The 15,529-nt window shown below is 66.9% G+C and carries 13 protein-coding genes and 2 tRNA genes; 9 read left to right on the forward strand and 6 right to left on the reverse strand.

Annotated features, from left to right (window positions below; all coding sequences use genetic code 11):
* The first annotated feature begins 57 nt into the window (after positions 1-57).
* Both ACH0BU_RS14075 and ACH0BU_RS14080 read left to right on the forward strand, forming a co-directional pair.
* The gene (locus ACH0BU_RS14075; RefSeq protein ID WP_296219847.1) at positions 58-906 is read left to right on the forward strand and encodes an NYN domain-containing protein; all 849 of its coding nucleotides are present in this window, start codon (positions 58-60) and stop codon (positions 904-906) included.
* On the forward strand, positions 906-2,534 hold the full coding sequence (locus ACH0BU_RS14080) for a M28 family metallopeptidase (protein ID WP_296219849.1): 1,629 nt from the start codon (positions 906-908) through the stop codon (positions 2,532-2,534). The genes ACH0BU_RS14075 and ACH0BU_RS14080 overlap by 1 nt, the downstream gene beginning before the upstream one ends.
* A gap of 91 nt (positions 2,535-2,625) precedes the next feature.
* Here ACH0BU_RS14080 and ettA read toward each other — a convergent pair whose 3' ends face one another.
* Positions 2,626-4,305: an energy-dependent translational throttle protein EttA gene (ettA, locus tag ACH0BU_RS14085; protein ID WP_145118568.1), complete on the reverse strand. Its 1,680-nt coding sequence runs from the start codon at positions 4,303-4,305 to the stop codon at positions 2,626-2,628.
* A 106-nt stretch (positions 4,306-4,411) separates the two neighbouring features.
* Between ettA and ACH0BU_RS14090 the strand changes: the two genes are divergently transcribed.
* The 4 genes from ACH0BU_RS14090 (at position 4,412) to ACH0BU_RS14105 (ending at position 6,583) form a co-directional block, all read left to right on the forward strand.
* Positions 4,412-5,821: a M20/M25/M40 family metallo-hydrolase gene (locus tag ACH0BU_RS14090; RefSeq protein ID WP_296219853.1), complete on the forward strand. Its 1,410-nt coding sequence runs from the start codon at positions 4,412-4,414 to the stop codon at positions 5,819-5,821.
* Between the two features lie 130 nt (positions 5,822-5,951).
* On the forward strand, positions 5,952-6,218 hold the full coding sequence (locus ACH0BU_RS14095; RefSeq protein WP_046408874.1) for a hypothetical protein: 267 nt from the start codon (positions 5,952-5,954) through the stop codon (positions 6,216-6,218).
* Between the two features lie 163 nt (positions 6,219-6,381).
* Positions 6,382-6,454 (forward strand) — tRNA-Ile (locus ACH0BU_RS14100).
* A gap of 52 nt (positions 6,455-6,506) precedes the next feature.
* A tRNA-Pro gene (locus tag ACH0BU_RS14105) sits at positions 6,507-6,583 on the forward strand.
* Positions 6,584-6,655: 72 nt separating this feature from the next.
* Here the strand turns inward: ACH0BU_RS14105 and ACH0BU_RS14110 are convergent.
* Together ACH0BU_RS14110 and ACH0BU_RS14115 are read right to left on the reverse strand one after the other, a co-directional pair.
* Positions 6,656-7,705, reverse strand: coding sequence for a DUF2776 family protein (locus tag ACH0BU_RS14110; protein ID WP_136451867.1), 1,050 nt, complete (start codon positions 7,703-7,705; stop codon positions 6,656-6,658).
* Between the two features lie 162 nt (positions 7,706-7,867).
* Entirely contained in the window at positions 7,868-8,482 is a 615-nt protein-coding gene (locus tag ACH0BU_RS14115) for a glutathione S-transferase family protein (protein ID WP_125946422.1), read from the reverse strand.
* Between the two features lie 131 nt (positions 8,483-8,613).
* On the opposite strand from ACH0BU_RS14115, the gene ACH0BU_RS14120 reads away from it, so the two are divergent.
* Positions 8,614-10,410, forward strand: a complete 1,797-nt coding sequence (locus tag ACH0BU_RS14120; protein WP_125946423.1) for an SLC13 family permease — start codon at positions 8,614-8,616, stop codon at positions 10,408-10,410.
* Between the two features lie 6 nt (positions 10,411-10,416).
* Here the strand turns inward: ACH0BU_RS14120 and ACH0BU_RS14125 are convergent, their stop codons facing one another.
* Genes ACH0BU_RS14125 through ACH0BU_RS14135 form a run of 3 tightly spaced genes read right to left on the reverse strand, consistent with a single transcriptional unit; the run spans position 10,417 to position 12,409 of the window.
* Positions 10,417-10,911 carry a nucleoside deaminase gene (locus ACH0BU_RS14125; protein ID WP_296219859.1) on the reverse strand — a complete coding sequence of 165 codons (495 nt, stop codon included), beginning with the start codon at positions 10,909-10,911 and terminating at the stop codon, positions 10,417-10,419.
* 59 nt (positions 10,912-10,970) lie between these two features.
* A complete protein-coding gene (locus tag ACH0BU_RS14130) occupies positions 10,971-11,606 on the reverse strand; it encodes a DsbA family protein (protein ID WP_241212721.1) in 636 nt (211 codons plus the stop codon).
* 2 nt (positions 11,607-11,608) lie between these two features.
* Positions 11,609-12,409: a TlpA family protein disulfide reductase gene (locus ACH0BU_RS14135; RefSeq protein WP_296219667.1), complete on the reverse strand. Its 801-nt coding sequence runs from the start codon at positions 12,407-12,409 to the stop codon at positions 11,609-11,611.
* Positions 12,410-12,695: 286 nt separating this feature from the next.
* Between ACH0BU_RS14135 and ACH0BU_RS14140 the strand changes: the two genes are divergently transcribed.
* Both ACH0BU_RS14140 and ACH0BU_RS14145 read left to right on the forward strand, forming a co-directional pair.
* Positions 12,696-14,366, forward strand: a complete 1,671-nt coding sequence (locus ACH0BU_RS14140; protein ID WP_136451818.1) for an MFS transporter — start codon at positions 12,696-12,698, stop codon at positions 14,364-14,366.
* On the forward strand, positions 14,363-15,523 hold the full coding sequence (locus ACH0BU_RS14145) for an HlyD family secretion protein (protein WP_082102882.1): 1,161 nt from the start codon (positions 14,363-14,365) through the stop codon (positions 15,521-15,523). The genes ACH0BU_RS14140 and ACH0BU_RS14145 overlap by 4 nt, the downstream gene beginning before the upstream one ends.
* Positions 15,524-15,529: the final 6 nt, after the last annotated feature.

Here is a 15,529-nt window from a genome sequence, read left to right on the forward strand (position 1 = left end):
CCATCAACGAACCGGGGGCGATTGACGCGGGCGGATGGAGCGCCGATGGCTTGACCCATGGCGACCGACGACACCCCCACCCGCAACATCGCCCTCCTGATCGACGCGGACAATGCCAGCTGGCACGCGATCGATCCGGTGCTGACCGTCCTTGCCGAACTGGGGACGGTCAACATCCGCCGCGTCTACGGCAATTGGTCGAAGCCGGCGCTGAGCGGCTGGCGCGAGATGACGATCAAGCACGGCATCGAACCGCAGCAGCAGTTCGATATCACCAAGGGCAAGAACGCCACCGACATGAAGATGACCATCGACGCGATGGACCTGCTGTTCCGCGGGCGCGTCGAGGGGTTCGGCATCATGTCGTCGGACAGCGATTTCATGCCGCTCGCCACCCGGCTGCGGCAGGACGGTCTGCCCGTCTATGGTTTCGGCCAGGACAAGACGCCCGAGGGCTTCAAGCGCGCCTGCACCCGCTTCATCGATGTCGACAAGCTGATGGCCGCCGAGGAGGAGAGCCCTGCGCCTGCGACCCGCCCCGCTCCGGCCAGGGAAGCGCCGGCGGCACCGGCAAACGGCAAGGAGCAGGCCGCGCCGGCCTCCGCCCCTGCCCCCACCGACACGGGCGCGGCTGAGACGACCCCGCTTGAGCCCGCCGCATCGCAGAGCCCGGCACCAATCGACGATGAATTGGTGAAGCTGCTGATCGACGCCTATTCCGCGGTGAAGCGCGACGAAAAGGGCTTCGTCAGCCTGTCCGCCATGGGACAGCTTGCCGCCAACCGGTCGAGCTTCGACGTGCGCAACTATGGCTACAAGCGCCTGTCGGACCTGATCGCCGCCGTTCCCAATTTCCAGACCGAGCGGCGCGAGGATGGCCGTGTATTCGTGCGAAGGTTGCGTTGATGAAGAACAAGACGATTGCCTGTCTCCTCCCGCTGATCGCCATTGCGGCCGCCGAACCACCAAAAACCGACCCCGCCAAGCTTTCCGAGATGACCAAGGTGCTCGCCTCCGATGAATTCGGTGGCCGGTCGCCGGGGACGGAGGGCGAGAAGAAGACGATCGACTGGTCGATTGCCCGCTTCAAGGCGCTGGGGCTTGAGCCCGGCGGGCCGGACGGCGCCTGGACGCAGAAGGTGCCGCTGATCCATACCCGGCTGGGCGATGGCCCGGTCAGCTTCGGCGCGATCAGCCTGAAGCAGGGCACCGACGTCGCCCTCACCACCGTTCGCCCCGACGCGGCCGTTGCGATCGAGAACGCGCCGCTTGTCTTCGTCGGCTATGGCGTCAGCGCGCCCGAGGCGAAGTGGGACGATTTTAAGGGCGTTGACCTGAAGGGCAAGGTCGCCGTCTTCCTGGTCAACGATCCCGATTTCGAGGCGGTCGCGGGCGAGGACGCCAAGGGCCGCTTCGGCGACAAGCGGATGACCTATTACGGCCGATGGACCTACAAGTACGAGGAAGCGGCACGGCGCGGCGCGATCGGCGCGCTGATCGTTCATGACACCGCGGGCGCCGGCTATCCCTGGTCCACCGCCAATGCCTCCAACGGCGAGAATTACGATATCGTCCGTGGCCCCGAGGATCAGCGCATCGCGCTGCAGGGCTGGCTGTCGGGCGAGGCGGCGAACCGCGTCTTCGCTGCCGAGGGTCTCGACCTCGCGGCGCTCCGCAAGCAGGCCCGCTCCGCCGCGTTCCGCCCGATCGCGATGAAGGCGCGCTTCACCGCGAAGCTGCCTGTCAGCGTTGAGCGGATTGAAAGCGCCAATGTCCTCGCCAAGATTCCGGGCAAGGTGAAGCCGGACGAGACCGTCCAGTTCGCCGCGCATTGGGACGCCTATGGCGAAGGCCCGCCCGATGCGCAGGGCCGTACCATCCGCCCCGGCGCCAACGACGATGCGCTCGGCGTTGCCGGCGTGATGGAGCTTGCCCGGTTGTTCAAGGCCGGCCCGGCGCCCGACCGCACGCTCGTCTTCGCGCTGTGGACCGCGGAGGAACGCGGCCTGCTCGGCTCCGAATGGTATGCCACCCGGCCGACCGCGCCGCTGGAAAAGACCGTCGCGAACCTGACACTCGACATCCTGCAGACCGCGGGCGAGGCGAAGGACGTGATCCTCGTCGGCGCCGGCCAATCCTCGCTCGAAGACCTGCTGACCGACGCGGCGCGTGCGCAGAACCGCGTCGTCACGCCGGAGGAGGCCAGCGAGCGCGGGCTGTTCTATCGCGCCGATCATTTCTCGGTCGTGCGCCGCGGCGTTCCCGCGCTTCAGCTGATGGCGCTTGGCGGCGCCAGCGACATGCGCGTCGGCGGTCGCGAGGCGGGGCAGAAGTGGCTCGACGGCTATATGGCCTGCTACCACAAGACTTGCGACGCCTGGGCGCCCGACTGGAACTTCACCGGCGCGGCGCAGGACGTCGACCTGTTCTACGCGATGGGCCAGCGGCTTTCGAAGGCGGGTGTCTGGCCCGAATGGCGGCCGTCATCGGAGTTCCGCGCGATCCGCGCCAAGAGCGCCGACCAGCGCCAATAAGGAAAATGGCCCGCCACGGCATCAACCGGGCGGGCCTTTCCCTTGATCCGCCGTCACCCCGGCGATGCGCCAGGGTGACGATCGCGTCGGATCAGCGCGTCAGCTTCTTGTAGGCAAGCCGCGTCGGACGATCCGCCGCATCGCCCATCCGGCGACGCTTGTCCTCCTCATAAGCCTCGAAGTTACCCTCGAACCATTCGACATGGCTGTTGCCTTCGAAGGCGAGGATGTGCGTGCACAGGCGATCGAGGAAGAAGCGATCGTGGCTGATCACCACCGCGCAGCCTGCGAAGCTTTCCAGCGCCTCTTCCAGCGCGCGAAGCGTTTCGACGTCGAGGTCGTTGGTCGGTTCGTCGAGCAGCAGGACGTTGCCACCCTCCTTCAGCATCTTGGCGATGTGAACGCGGTTGCGCTCACCGCCCGACAGCTGGCCGACCTTCTTCTGCTGGTCCTGCCCCTTGAAGTTGAACGCACCCACGTACGCGCGCGTCCCCAGTTCCTGCTTGCCGAAACGGAACACGTCGAGCCCGTCGGAAATCTCTTCCCAGACATTCTTGTTGGGGTCGAGCGCGTCGCGGCTCTGATCGACATAGCCCAGCTTCACCGTCTGGCCGACCTCGATCGTGCCGCCGTCGGGCTGCTCCTGACCGGTGATCAGCTTGAACAGCGTCGACTTGCCGGCACCGTTCGGGCCGATGACGCCGACGATGCCGCCCGGCGGCAGGTTGAAGTCGAGGTTTTCGAACAGCAATTTGTCGCCATAGGCCTTGGTCAGCCCCTTCGCCTCGATCACCTTGCCACCTAGACGCTCCGGGATCTGGATCAGGATTTGCGCCTTGCCGATCGCGCGATTCTCCTGCTTCTCGACCAACTCGTCGAACGCACGGATACGCGCCTTGCTCTTGGTCTGACGCGCCTTGGGGGTCTGGCGCATCCAGGCGAGCTCGTCGGCGATCGCCTTCTGGCGGCCGGCCTCTTCGCGCTCTTCCTGCTCCAGCCGCTTGGCCTTCTTCTCCAGATAGCCGGAGTAGTTCGACTCATAGGTGTAGTAGCGCCCGCGATCGAGCTCGAGCACCCAGTTCACGACATTGTCGAGGAAGTAGCGGTCGTGCGTCACCAGGATGACGTTGCCGGTATATTCCTTCAGGAAATTCTCGAGCCAGCTGACGCTCTCGGCGTCGAGGTGGTTGGTCGGTTCGTCGAGCAGCAGGATGTCGGGCTTCTCGAGCAGCAGGCGAACGAGCGCGACGCGGCGCTTCTCACCACCCGACAGGTTGGTGACCGGGCTGTCGGACGGCGGGCAGCGCATCGCCTCCATCGCCTGTTCCAGCTGCGAATCGAGGCTCCAGCCGTCGGCGGCGTCGATCTTCGCCTGAAGATCGCCCATCTCCTCCATCAGCGCGTCGAAGTCGGTATCATCCTTCGGATCGCCCATTTCGGCGGAAATGGCGTTGAACCGCTCGACCATCTGCACGACCGGTCCCGCGCCCATGCGGACGTTCTCGATCACCGTCTTGTCGGGGTCGAGCTGCGGCTCCTGCGGCAGGTAACCGACCTTGATCCCCTCGGCGGCCCAGGCCTCACCGGTGAAATCGGTGTCGATCCCGCCCATGATCTTCATGAGCGTGGACTTGCCCGAGCCGTTCGGGCCGATGATCGCGATCTTCGCGCCCGGCAGGAACTGCAGGTGGATGTTGTTGAGCACGGGCTTGTTGGCGCCCGGGAAGGTCTTGGTCAGACCCTTCATGACGTAGGTATACTGGACGGCCATGGGTCGCCTGTCGCTCCGTAGACTGGAATGGCTGGAAAATGTCGCCGCGCATGTAATGATGCGACGGGCCGTTGGCAAACTTGCTGCGCCGACCTACGCGGTGGGCATGACCAGTCGTTACGCCCTCGCCGCCCTTCTCCTCGCCACATCCGCTGCCGTGCCGGCCGTCGCGCAGCGCGCCGCACCGGCCGCGCCCGCCGGTGTCGACCCGCGCGTCGCCGCGCTGCGCGATGCCGCGCTGAAGGATGATGTCGCCTACGACATCGTCGAAGGCATGACGACCGAGGTCGGCCAGCGCCTGGCAGGGACCGAGGCGGAGGCCCGCGCCCGCACCTGGAGCGCGGCGAAGCTGAAGGCGCTGGGCTTCAAGAACGTTCGGATCGAAACCTACCAGATGCCGGTCTGGGTGCGCGGTGAGGAACGCGGCGAAGTGGTCGCCCCCGTGCCGCAGAAGCTGCACCTGACCGCGCTCGGCAATTCGGGCGCAACGCCCGCCAACGGCATCGAGGCGGAAGTGGTGATCTTCCCCACCTATGCCGATCTCGCCGCGGCGCCTGACGGCAGCCTTACCGGCAAGATCGCCTATGTCGGCAACACGATGATGAAGACGCAGGACGGATCGAGCTACGGCCAGGCCGGCGTCGCACGCTTCGCCGGCCCTGCGCTCGCCGCCAAGAAGGGCGCCGCCGCCATCGTGATCCGCTCGATCGGCACCGACACGCATCGCCTGCCGCATACCGGCACCACCTATTTCCGTGACGGCCCGGCGATCCCCGCCGCCGCGCTGTCGGTACCCGACGCCAAGCTGATCGAGGCGCTGGCGAAGCGCGGCAAGCCGATCCGCATGAAGCTGGTCCTCACCCCGCGCCAGGTGGGAGAGCAGGAATCGGGCAATGTCATCGCCGAGGTGCCCGGCACTGATCCCAATGCCGGCATTGTCCTCATCGGCGGCCACCTCGACAGCTGGGATCTCGCCACCGGCGCGATCGACGACGCCAGCGGCGTTGCGATCACTGCGGCTGCCGCCAAGCGAATCCTCGACAGCGGCAAGCGCCCGCGCCGCACGATCCGCGTCGTCTGGTTCGGCGCGGAGGAAGTCGGCGGCTTCGGCGGCCGCGATTATGCCGCGAAGCACGGCAAGGAACGCCACGCGCTCGCCGCCGAAAGCGATTTTGGCGCGGACAAGATCTGGCGGCTCGGCATGACGCTGCCGGAATCCGCCAAACCCGTGGGTGATCGCCTCGCCGCCGCGCTCGCCCCGCTCGGCATCGTGCGCGGCAATGGCCCGGGCGGCAGCGGCGCGGACATCGGCCCGACGGTGGCACTCGGCGTCGCCGGCGTTGACCTAAACCAGTCGGGCTCCGATTATTTCGACGTACATCACACGCCTGACGATACGCTGGATCGCGTGGACCCGGAGAACCTGCGTCAGAACGTCGCGGCATGGACGGCGATGCTGGCGATCGTGGCCGATGCGCCGGAGGAAATCGGGCCGGTTGAGCGTCCCGCGCGCTGAATCCGTTCGTCGCGAACCTTGCTGCCAGATGAATTTCATCATTGACCCATCAAATTGCTGCGGTATTTGCCGTGGCTCGCGACGGCAAACGGGTCGGCCGCGAAATGAATAAATGCTTGGGAGCATTCGAATGAAGAAGATCGTTCTGATCGCTGCCGCCGCCGGCCTGATGTCCGTGGCTGCTTGCTCGAAGTCGCCGGAGGCCGCCGCGGTCGAGAACAACGCGGACATGATGGCCGACAACATGGAAATGATGGCCGACAACCTTGAGGACCTGGCTGACAACTCGGCGAACGCCGTTGCTGCCGAGGGTCTCGAGAATGCAGCTGACAACCTTGAGGACGCAGCGGACAACGTCCGTGACGTCGCCGAGGAAAAGGCTGACAACATGCAGTAATGCGCTGCGGGCCAACAGGCTCGCCGCTTTGCTGAATGATGAAATGGGCGTTTCCGCTTTGCGGAGGCGCCCTTTTCTTTTGTCACTTTCCCAGGGGGCCGCGTACCATTTGAGGCATTGCCGCCCCCGCGACGCTCCGCCTATAGGCGGTCACTCACGCGGAGGGCCTGTAGCTCAACGGTTAGAGCTGGCCGCTCATAACGGCTAGGTTGCGGGTTCGAGTCCTGCCGGGCCCACCGCGTGATCGCTTGCACTCGGGCCGGTAACCGCCTAGGCGCTCGCACGCGTCGGGGAGTGGCGCAGTCTGGTAGCGCGCCTGCTTTGGGAGCAGGATGTCGCAGGTTCGAATCCTGTCTCCCCGACCATTCACGCCGACGCCGTTGCGATCGCGATCGAGGCGTATTCAGCCGCGCTGACTGATCCGCCCGCCGCGAAGCCTATTCCTTGCCCGACGTGCCGGCCTCCAGGATCGACACGATCGAAAACAGGGTAAAGCAGACGGCGCCAAGCCCCGCCAGAACGCGCGCCGGGACGAAGAAGCCCGGGTTCGCGGTGGCCGCTTCTGCAAGGAAGGCGGAAAAGAACAGGCAGGCGAGGCAGGTCAGGACCGGAAGCAGCGGAATCCGGTTCGCCAGTGCGCATTCGCGCCGCCAGGTCAGCGCCAGCAACCACACCTTTGACACGATGCTGAAGCACACCATGCCCAGCCCGAGCAGGACGCACCCGGGGGCGATCCGATCTACCCGGTCATCTCCGAACAGGACGATCACTCCCCAACCAAATGCCGCTGCTCCCATCAACAGGACCCACAGCGTCCACGCCCATCTTTCTCCCTCGCCAAATTCGTTGCGCACCTGCCGCACCACCGTCGACACCAACGAGATAAGGCTTGCGCAAATGGCCGTGATGCCGAGCAGGACGTGGCCGGCGACATAATCAGGCGTCTCGGCGGCACGCGCCAGCAACATCGCCGCCCACAACGCACCAGCGACTGTAGCTATGACAGGCACGGCAATCAGCGCCGCGCCGGTCGCGCGGCTGTACGCCTCGGCGGGCGGACCGTCCTGCGCGCGGCCATGCGCATTTCTGGGGATCAGCGTGAAGGCACTTGATGCCGTCGCGACGGTGCTGACACACGCAGCAATCAACCCCACGCCGGCTATCACATGGCCGGCAACGAAGCTGGGCACGCTCCCCTGTTGAATGATCGCGAAGCCCCAGATCACGGTCGCACCCGCGGCGGAATAGCCGATCACGGGGAGGATGACCTTCCATGCCGGACTGAACGTGTGCGTTAGTTGCCGGATGATCATCGCGGCGGTCGTGAACAGGGCGATGCAGATGGCGGTCAGCGACACCAGAATGTGTCCGGCGACGAAATCATTGGCATCCGTGCCGTCCCGCAACACATACAGGCCAAGGCCGAGGCACACTGCCCCCATCGCCAGGGGAATGATCCGGAATAGGATGCTGATCCAATAGTTCACGGGCATCCTCCTGCTCGGCGGGGCAAGGGGCTGTACGCTCCGTCCGCCCCTGCGAACACGCCACGCCATCACATGGCCGGCCGCTGGGGCAGGATCCAATAGGGAAAGATACGATCGCGCCGGGATGCCGCCGGCGCTGGTTCGGCGTGTTTACCCTGCCGCTCAGGCGGCGTAGCTTGCCCGCCCCGCCACCCGATCGTGCCAGGCGCAAACGTGGTCGCGCTCTGCCAGCGGCTCCATGCCGATCAGCTGGCCGAAATCGATGATCGTCACCGCCGCGATATCGGCCATCGAATAGTCATCTCCCGTGATGAACGCCCGCGCGTCCGACAGCTCGCGGTCGAACCAGCGCATGGCGCGATGCAGCAGGTCGCGGTTCGATGCGCCGTAATCCGTATACTGCGTCAGCAGCGCCGCCGTCGCCGGATGCGCATGGCGCCAGAACATCTTCACCGGCTCGCCGATCTGAAGCTCGACCCGGCGGATCCACATGTCGACCAGCGCCTGCTCGGTCGGCGTCTGCCCGAACAGCGACGGCGCGTCGGCCACGCTGTCGAGATAGCGGCAGATCGACACCGTCTCGGAAATCATCGTTCCGTCATCAAGCTCAAGCACCGGCACCTGGCCAAGCGGATTGCGTGCCAGATGGTCCGGCGCCTTGTGCTCTCCCCGCCGGAGATCGAGCATGACCTCCTCCAGCGTGATGTCCTTCTCGGCGGCGGCCATGCGGACGCGGCGGGGGTTCGGGGCCGGCGACGGCGCGCTGTACAATTTCATGCCGCCATCCTGACCCAGCCGCGCCCAAAACAAAAGCTGGCGCCGCAGCAGCACGGACCGCCCGACGCCAACGCGTAATTTGCCGCCTCCCCACGGAGATAAAGCCACGTTCGCGCATTTCCGGTAAGCCCATGACAGTGCCCCAGAGCCTCTCCATCGCAACGCTCCTGGGGATGATGGCGCTCTTCATCTGGGGGCGGTTCCGCTATGACGTCACCGCGATCATCGCGCTGCTCGCCGCGTTGCTGCTCGGCATCGTGAAGCCGGAGGACGCGTTTCGCGGCTTTTCCGACGATATCGTCGTGATCGTCGGCTCCGCGCTGGTGATCTCGGGGGCGGTGCAACGCTCGGGCGTGCTCGAACGCGCGCTGCGCAAGGTGAGCCGCCACGTCACCCGGGTCCGCTCGCAACTGCTGGTGCTCACCGGGACGGTCGGGGTCGCGAGTGCGCTGGTGAAGAACATCGGCGCGCTTGCCATGCTGATGCCGGCCTCGTTCCAGATGGCGAAGCGCAACGATACCAGCCCGTCGGTCTTCCTGATGCCGATGTCCTTTGCCGCATTGCTCGGTGGGCTGATGACGCTCGTCGGCACCTCGCCGAACATCATCGTCAGCCGCGTGCGCGAACAGATGACGGGGCACCCGTTCGGCATGTTCGACTACACACCGGTCGGCCTCGGGCTGTTCGTCATCGGCCTGGTCTATCTGCGGTTCGCCTATCGCCTCGTCCCGCGCGACCGCCGCGCCGCCGCGACGATGGGTGAGGCACTGGATATCACCGGCTATGTCACCGAAGTAGTGCTTCCCGCCGGGTCGCCGGCAGTCGGGGAGACGGTGCAGGCGTTCCTTGATCGGCACGAGGGCGAGATCGTCCTCACCCAGATGTTGCGCGCCGGGCTGCGCAGCGCGCCCGGCATGGCGATGACGCTGGAGGAAGGTGACACGCTGATCCTCAGCGGCGCGCCCGACGCGTTGGAGCGGGCGATCGCCACCGATCGGCTCGCTTATGAGGGCGAGGGGCGCGAAGCGGCGCAGGAACAGCGCGACAAGGACAAGGGCAGCAGCACCGGCGAGATCGGCGTGGTCGAGGCGGTGGTCAACATGGGCGGCATGCTGGAGGGGCAGACCGCCGGGCGCCTCAACCTCCAGCGGATGTTCGGCGTCAACCTGGTCGCGATCTCGCGCCGCGGCGAGCGGCTGTCCCGCCGTCTCGCCAACACGGTGCTGCGCGCCGGCGATGTCGTCGTGCTGCAAGGCCCGCTTGATACGATGCCCGAAAGATTGCGGCAGCTCGGCTGCCTGCCGCTGGCGGAACGCGACCTGCGGCTGGGCTCGCGCCGCACCACCTGGTTGCCGATCCTTGTCCTCGCGGGCGCCATGTTCCTGACCGCAATGGGCTGGGTGCCGGTGGCCGTCGCCTTCTTCGCCGCGGCGGGCCTTGTCATGGCGACGGGTGCGATCAGCCCGCGGGAGGCCTATGATCATGTCGAATGGCCGATCCTCATCATGCTCGGCGCGTTGATCCCGGTGTCGGATACGCTGCGAACGACGGGCGCGTCGGAGGTGATCGCGACCGGCCTTGCCCATGTCGCCACCACCCTGCCCGCCTGGGGCGCGGTCGCGCTGATCCTTGCCGCGGCAATGGCGGTGACGCCGTTCCTGAACAACGCCGCGACAGTGCTGGTGATGGCGCCGATCGCCGCGCAATTCGCCGGCGATCTCGGCTATCGGCCGGAGGCGTTCCTGATGGCGACGGCGGTCGGCGCGGGGTGTGATTTCCTCACCCCGATCGGGCATCAGTGCAATACCCTGGTGATGGGCCCGGGCGGATACCGTTTCGCGGATTATGCGCGGCTGGGCGCGCCGCTCTCACTGTTGGTGCTGCTGCTGGGCACCCCGCTCATCCTGTTCTTCTGGCCGCTCGCCTGACCGCGGCTACAGATTGGCCTGCTCCTCCTCTGGCAGGTCGGCATAGGGCCCATAATAAAGCTCGGCACATTCCGCCGCGAGGCAGCCGCCCTCGATCTCGATATCGTCGCGATACGCGTCGGCGATGAACGCCAGCGTGTCGACATGCTTCGCCTCGAAATACATCGGGTGAACGTCATCGCGCCCCGCGCCGAACACGACCCGCCCGACCTTCGACCAGATCGACGCCATGGTGCACATCCCGCACGGCTGCAGCGTGGAATAAAGCGTCGCGCCGCGCAGTTCGAGCTCACCGATCCCCTCGCACGCGCAGCGGATCGCCATCATCTCGGCATGGGCGGTGGCGTCGGGCAATTCGTGCGTCTGGTTGCGCTCCGCGGCAATAACCTTGCCGTCCAGGACGATCACGCACCCGAGCGGCGATGTCGAGGGATGCGACCCCTTCGACCGCGCCACCTCCAGCGCCAATCGCATCCACCGTTCATCATCGTCCTTGCGCATCAGCCAGCCCTTTCCCCGCCCCAACGCGTCAGGCACCAATTGGCCGCGCTGGTTCTGGGTCAGTCCGCGTTCCCCCGGCGCGCGGCGGCGACGGCCTCGCGCAGCGTCGGCAGCTCGACCGCGCCGGGCAGCAGGTAGCGCCCGATCACCAGCGCCGGCGTGCCGGCCAGGCCGATCGCACGGGCGTAGCGGTGAGTACGTGCCAACGCCGCGTCGATCGCCTCGTCATGCTTGACGAGATCAGCCTGCAGCCGCGCCCAATCCAAGCCGGCCCGGTCCGCGGCGATACGGATCGACTGGCTGGTGATCCTGCCCTGCGTCTGCATCAGCGCATTGTTGAACGCCGCGTGCCGCCCCTGGTAATTCGCCGCGATCGCCGTCCGCGCCGCCTCGCGAGAGACCGCGCCGAACACCGGCCAGTCGCGATACACCACGCGCAGCTTCGGGTCCTCGCGCCGCAATTGCTCCAGCGCCGGGTGGACCTTGCGGCAATAGGGGCATTGATAATCGGAAAACACCACCATCGTCACGTCCGCACCCGCCGGCGCGATTGTCGGGGCGACGCTGTCATTCTGGATCTGGCGATGCAGCGACGCGGCGTTGGAGGTAACGTTCTGCGCCGTCGCGGCCGGTGAAATGGTCAGGGCCACAGCAAGCGCGGCCAGCGCCTGCACCATAAGAAAACGGCCAGTCACCATCAGCTTCCTTCCAGTTCGTCGATCGCGGCCATCAGGCTGGCGCGCGAGATTTCGCCCGTGTGGCGGCGGGTGATCCGGCCCGCCGCGTCGACGAACACGGTGGTGGGATAGCCGCCCGCCCGCGTCGCCGCAGCGACATGGCCCGTGGGATCGAGCACCACGGCGTCCCCCGCCAGCCGCTCCGCCGCCAGGAAGCGCCGCACGGCGGCCTCGCTCTCGCGCTGGTTGATCAGCAGCACCGGCGTTTCGGACCCCCGCGCCACATCGATGATCATCGGCATTTCGCGCCGGCACGGCCCGCACCAGGTGGCCCACAGGTTCAGCACGAACGGCTTGCCGCGCAGCGCATCGATCGCGACGGGCTTCCCGTCCAGATCATGCAGCGTGAGTCCGCGTGGCAGTGGCTGGGGCGTCGGGGCGAGGACCGCACTCAGCGCCGCGTGGCCGAGTGACAGCACGGCCAGGACCACGATCATCCACGCCGTCGCCCGCCGCCGACCCAGCGCCAGCAGCAGGGTCAGCGCCGCCGCCACGACGCCGATCCTCGGGGCAAAACCGCCCTGCCAGATGGCGATGATCGACCATGGCTCGACGCGAAACGCGTCCAGATGCTGCACGACGAAGCCAAGCCGCGCCGCCACGATCCCGACGACCAGCGCCACGCCCGCGGCGCGCTCGGCCGCCGCGCCCGTGCGCCTCGCCACCATCATGCCGGCCGCGAGGAACAGCCACATCGCCGCGATCGCCAGCGCACGATCGGCCGCGATCATCACTGGCCCGATCGTCCATATGCCGTCCATCCGGTCGCCTCGTCGTCGTCAGGCGCGCCAGGGCACCGGTCATCGATGCGGCCGCGTGCCGCCCGCCGGTCACTATGGCGCGGGGCAGCACAGATCAACCAAGCCCGCATCCGCCCCCATGGTGTCGCACCCCCGCCGATCAAGCCACCTTTCAGCACCTTATTCTTTATTGTGCACTGCAACATCTTGGCTTGAGGCTGTGGCGCTTTCGCTGCATGGCAGCATTTCGTCACATGTGAGCTACAAAGCTTGGAACCAAAGCTTTGTTGGTTCGGTCCGCCGATAGATGCCCGCCACCGCCACCACGCCCTATGAATTCAAGCCGCACGAGCGGCCCTTCCTGCCCGGATCGCCGGCGACGCCCGACCATCCGATGGGGCGGCGGATCGCCTATGCCGCGATCGGCGTGCTGCTGGGCCTGACGGGTGGGCTCAGCAACGGCCTGCTGCTCGCCAATCTGCCGCAGATCCAAGGCTCGCTGGGGCTCAGCCCGGTGGAGGGCGGCTGGCTCAGCGCGATCTATTCGATGACCAGCGTGTGCATGAGCATGTTGCTCATCAAGTTTCGCCAGCAATTCGGGCTGCAGCGCTTCAATCGCGTGTTCCTGACCGGCTTCCTCGCGGTCACCGTCCTGCAGGTGTTCGTCCACAGCTATGGCGTCGAACTGCTGACGCGCGCGGCGGCGGGGATCGTCGGCAGCGGCCTCTCCACGCTATGCTTCTTTTACATCATGCAGGCGATGCCTGCCCCGGCGCGCCTATCGGGCATGATCATCGGCTTTGGCCTCGCACAACTTGGCCTGCCGCTCGCCCGGATCATCTCCCCCTTCCTGCTCGCTGATGGCGACATCCAGAACCTGTTCGTGTTCGAACTCGGCCTGACGTTGCTGTGCCTCGGCTCGGTCGCGCTGCTGCGATTGCCGCCAAGCGAGCGCTTCCAGGCGTTCGAGAAGCTCGACTTCCTCACTTTCGCGCTGTTCGCGCCGGGCATGGCGCTCCTGTGCGGGGTGCTGGTGCAGGGACGCATCGTCTGGTGGAGCACGGCCTGGCTCGGCTATGCGACCGCCGCCGCGATCATCCTGATCGGCGCGGCAATGCTGATCGAGCACAATCGCGCCAATCCGCTGCTCAACACGCGCTGGATGCGCACGCGCAACGTGCTGCGCTTCATCATCATCGTCGCCGCGATCCGGGTGCTCCTGTCCGAACAGACCTATGGCTCGACCGGGCTGCTGACCGCGCTGGGGATGGGCAATGACCAGCTCGTCACGCTGAACGTCATCATCCTCCTGGGGTCGATCGCCGGGATTGCCGCCGGGGTGCTGCTGCTGAATCCGAAGGACCTGCTGTGGCAGGTGGTCGCGTCGGCGATGATCATCGCCGTGGTGGCCTTCATGGATTCGGATGCGACCAACCTCACCCGCCCGGGCAATTTCTATCTCAGCCAGGGGCTGCTCGCCTTTGCCGCCCTGTTCTGGATGGGCCCCGTCACGATGGTCGGCATCCTGCGCGCCATTTCAAAGGGGCCAAGCCACATCGTCAGCTTCTCGGCCGTATTCGGCATTGCGCAGACGGTGGGCGGGCTCGCAGGCACGGCGTTCCTGGGCACCGTGCAGATCGTGCGAGAGCGGCTCCATTCGCAGGAGATCGTCCACGGCCTCGTCGCCGGCGACCCGCTCGTCACGCAGCGGCTTCAGCAGCTTGGCGGCGCCTACGCCCGCGTCGAGGGCGATCCGATGCTGCGTCAGGCGGAGGGCGCCGTCCTGTTCGGCCAGCAAGTCACGCGAGAGGCGAACATCCTCGCCTTCAACGACGTCTTCACCGGCGTCGGCATCCTCGCCGTGCTGGTGGTGCTGTGGCTTGGCGGGCGGTGGGTCTGGCTGAAGATGCACGGGATCAATCCGTTGGCGGAGGAACTGGCGGCGATGCAGAAGATGCGGGAGAATGCGGCACAATGAATGACGCGACATCGCGCCGGGACCAGGCGGTGGCCGAGGAGCGGCTGGAGGATCCGGTCGAAACCACCGCGCCCGAGCCTGATCGTGGCCGCGGCTGGGCGCCGCCGCGCGGCGGCCTGCTCTCGACATTGTTCTTCGTCGGGCTGCTGATCGCCGGCGCGCTGATCGCGCTGTGGGCGTGGGACCTGCCGCCGTTCCGCCGTAGCCTGCAGACGACTGACAATGCCTATGTCCGCGGGCAGACGACGATCATCGCGCCGCAAGTGAACGGCTATGTCACCAGCGTGGAGGTGCGCGATTTCGAGACGGTGAAGGCCGGGCAGGTGCTCGCCCGGATCGACGATCGCATCTACCGCCAACGGGTCGAACAGGCGCGCGCCGCACTGGATACGCAGCGCGCCAATCTCGCCAACTCGCAACAAAGCGAACGCTCGCGCCGTGCCGCCGTGGGTGGGCAGGACGCTGCGATCGCCAGCGCCCGCGCGCAACTTGCCCGCGCCCAGGCCGACATGCGCCGCGTCGACGATCTGGTGGCGCAGGGGTCGGTATCGCTGCGGGAGCAGGATCAGACCCGCGCCGCGCTGGCGCAGGCGCAGGCGGCGGTCCGCCAGGCGGAGGCGCAGCGCACCATCGGCGAGCAGGAGGTCCGCTCCGTCACCGTCGGGCGCGGCGGCCTGGAGGCAGCGGTGGCAAACGCGCGCGCCGCGCTGCGCCTTGCCGAGATCGACCTTGCCAACACCATCATCCGCGCGCCCCAGGCGGGGAAGCTCGGCGAAGTCACCGTCCGCCTTGGCCAATATGTCACCGCTGGCACGCAATTGATGTTCCTCGTCCCGCCGACCGTCTGGGTCTCGGCCAACTTCAAGGAAGCGCAGACCGCGCGCATCTTCCCGGGCCAGCCCGCGGTGCTGCACGTCGATGCGCTGGGCGGCGCCGAGATCCGCGGCCGGGTCGAGCGGCTGTCGCCGGCGGCGGGCAGCGAATTCTCCGTCATCCGCCCGGACAATGCGACCGGCAATTTCGTGAAGGTGCCGCAGCGGCTCACCGTGCGCATCGCGCTGGATCAGCGTAGCCCGCTGTATCCACGGCTCAGCCCCGGCATGTCGGTCGAGGCGGCGGTCGATACCAGCGGCGCGCCCGCCCCGGCGACCAGGTAGGCGCCA

The organism is Sphingomonas olei, from assembly GCF_045369765.1.
GTDB lineage: Bacteria > Pseudomonadota > Alphaproteobacteria > Sphingomonadales > Sphingomonadaceae > Sphingomonas > Sphingomonas panaciterrae.

Bases quoted from the DNA above. Each gene is read 5' to 3' on its own strand.
- ettA (WP_145118568.1), bottom strand. From the start codon at position 4,305: ATGGCCGTCCAGTATACCTACGTCATGAAGGGTCTGACCAAGACCTTC.
- ACH0BU_RS14090 (WP_296219853.1), top strand. From the start codon at position 4,412: ATGACCAGTCGTTACGCCCTCGCCGCCCTTCTCCTCGCCACATCCGCT.
- ACH0BU_RS14140 (WP_136451818.1), top strand. From the start codon at position 12,696: ATGCCCGCCACCGCCACCACGCCCTATGAATTCAAGCCGCACGAGCGG.
- ACH0BU_RS14135 (WP_296219667.1), bottom strand. From the start codon at position 12,409: ATGGACGGCATATGGACGATCGGGCCAGTGATGATCGCGGCCGATCGT.
- ACH0BU_RS14120 (WP_125946423.1), top strand. From the start codon at position 8,614: ATGACAGTGCCCCAGAGCCTCTCCATCGCAACGCTCCTGGGGATGATG.
- ACH0BU_RS14075 (WP_296219847.1), top strand. From the start codon at position 58: ATGGCGACCGACGACACCCCCACCCGCAACATCGCCCTCCTGATCGAC.
- ACH0BU_RS14095 (WP_046408874.1), top strand. From the start codon at position 5,952: ATGAAGAAGATCGTTCTGATCGCTGCCGCCGCCGGCCTGATGTCCGTG.
- ACH0BU_RS14115 (WP_125946422.1), bottom strand. From the start codon at position 8,482: ATGAAATTGTACAGCGCGCCGTCGCCGGCCCCGAACCCCCGCCGCGTC.
- ACH0BU_RS14145 (WP_082102882.1), top strand. From the start codon at position 14,363: ATGAATGACGCGACATCGCGCCGGGACCAGGCGGTGGCCGAGGAGCGG.
- ACH0BU_RS14125 (WP_296219859.1), bottom strand. From the start codon at position 10,911: ATGCGCAAGGACGATGATGAACGGTGGATGCGATTGGCGCTGGAGGTG.
- ACH0BU_RS14080 (WP_296219849.1), top strand. From the start codon at position 906: ATGAAGAACAAGACGATTGCCTGTCTCCTCCCGCTGATCGCCATTGCG.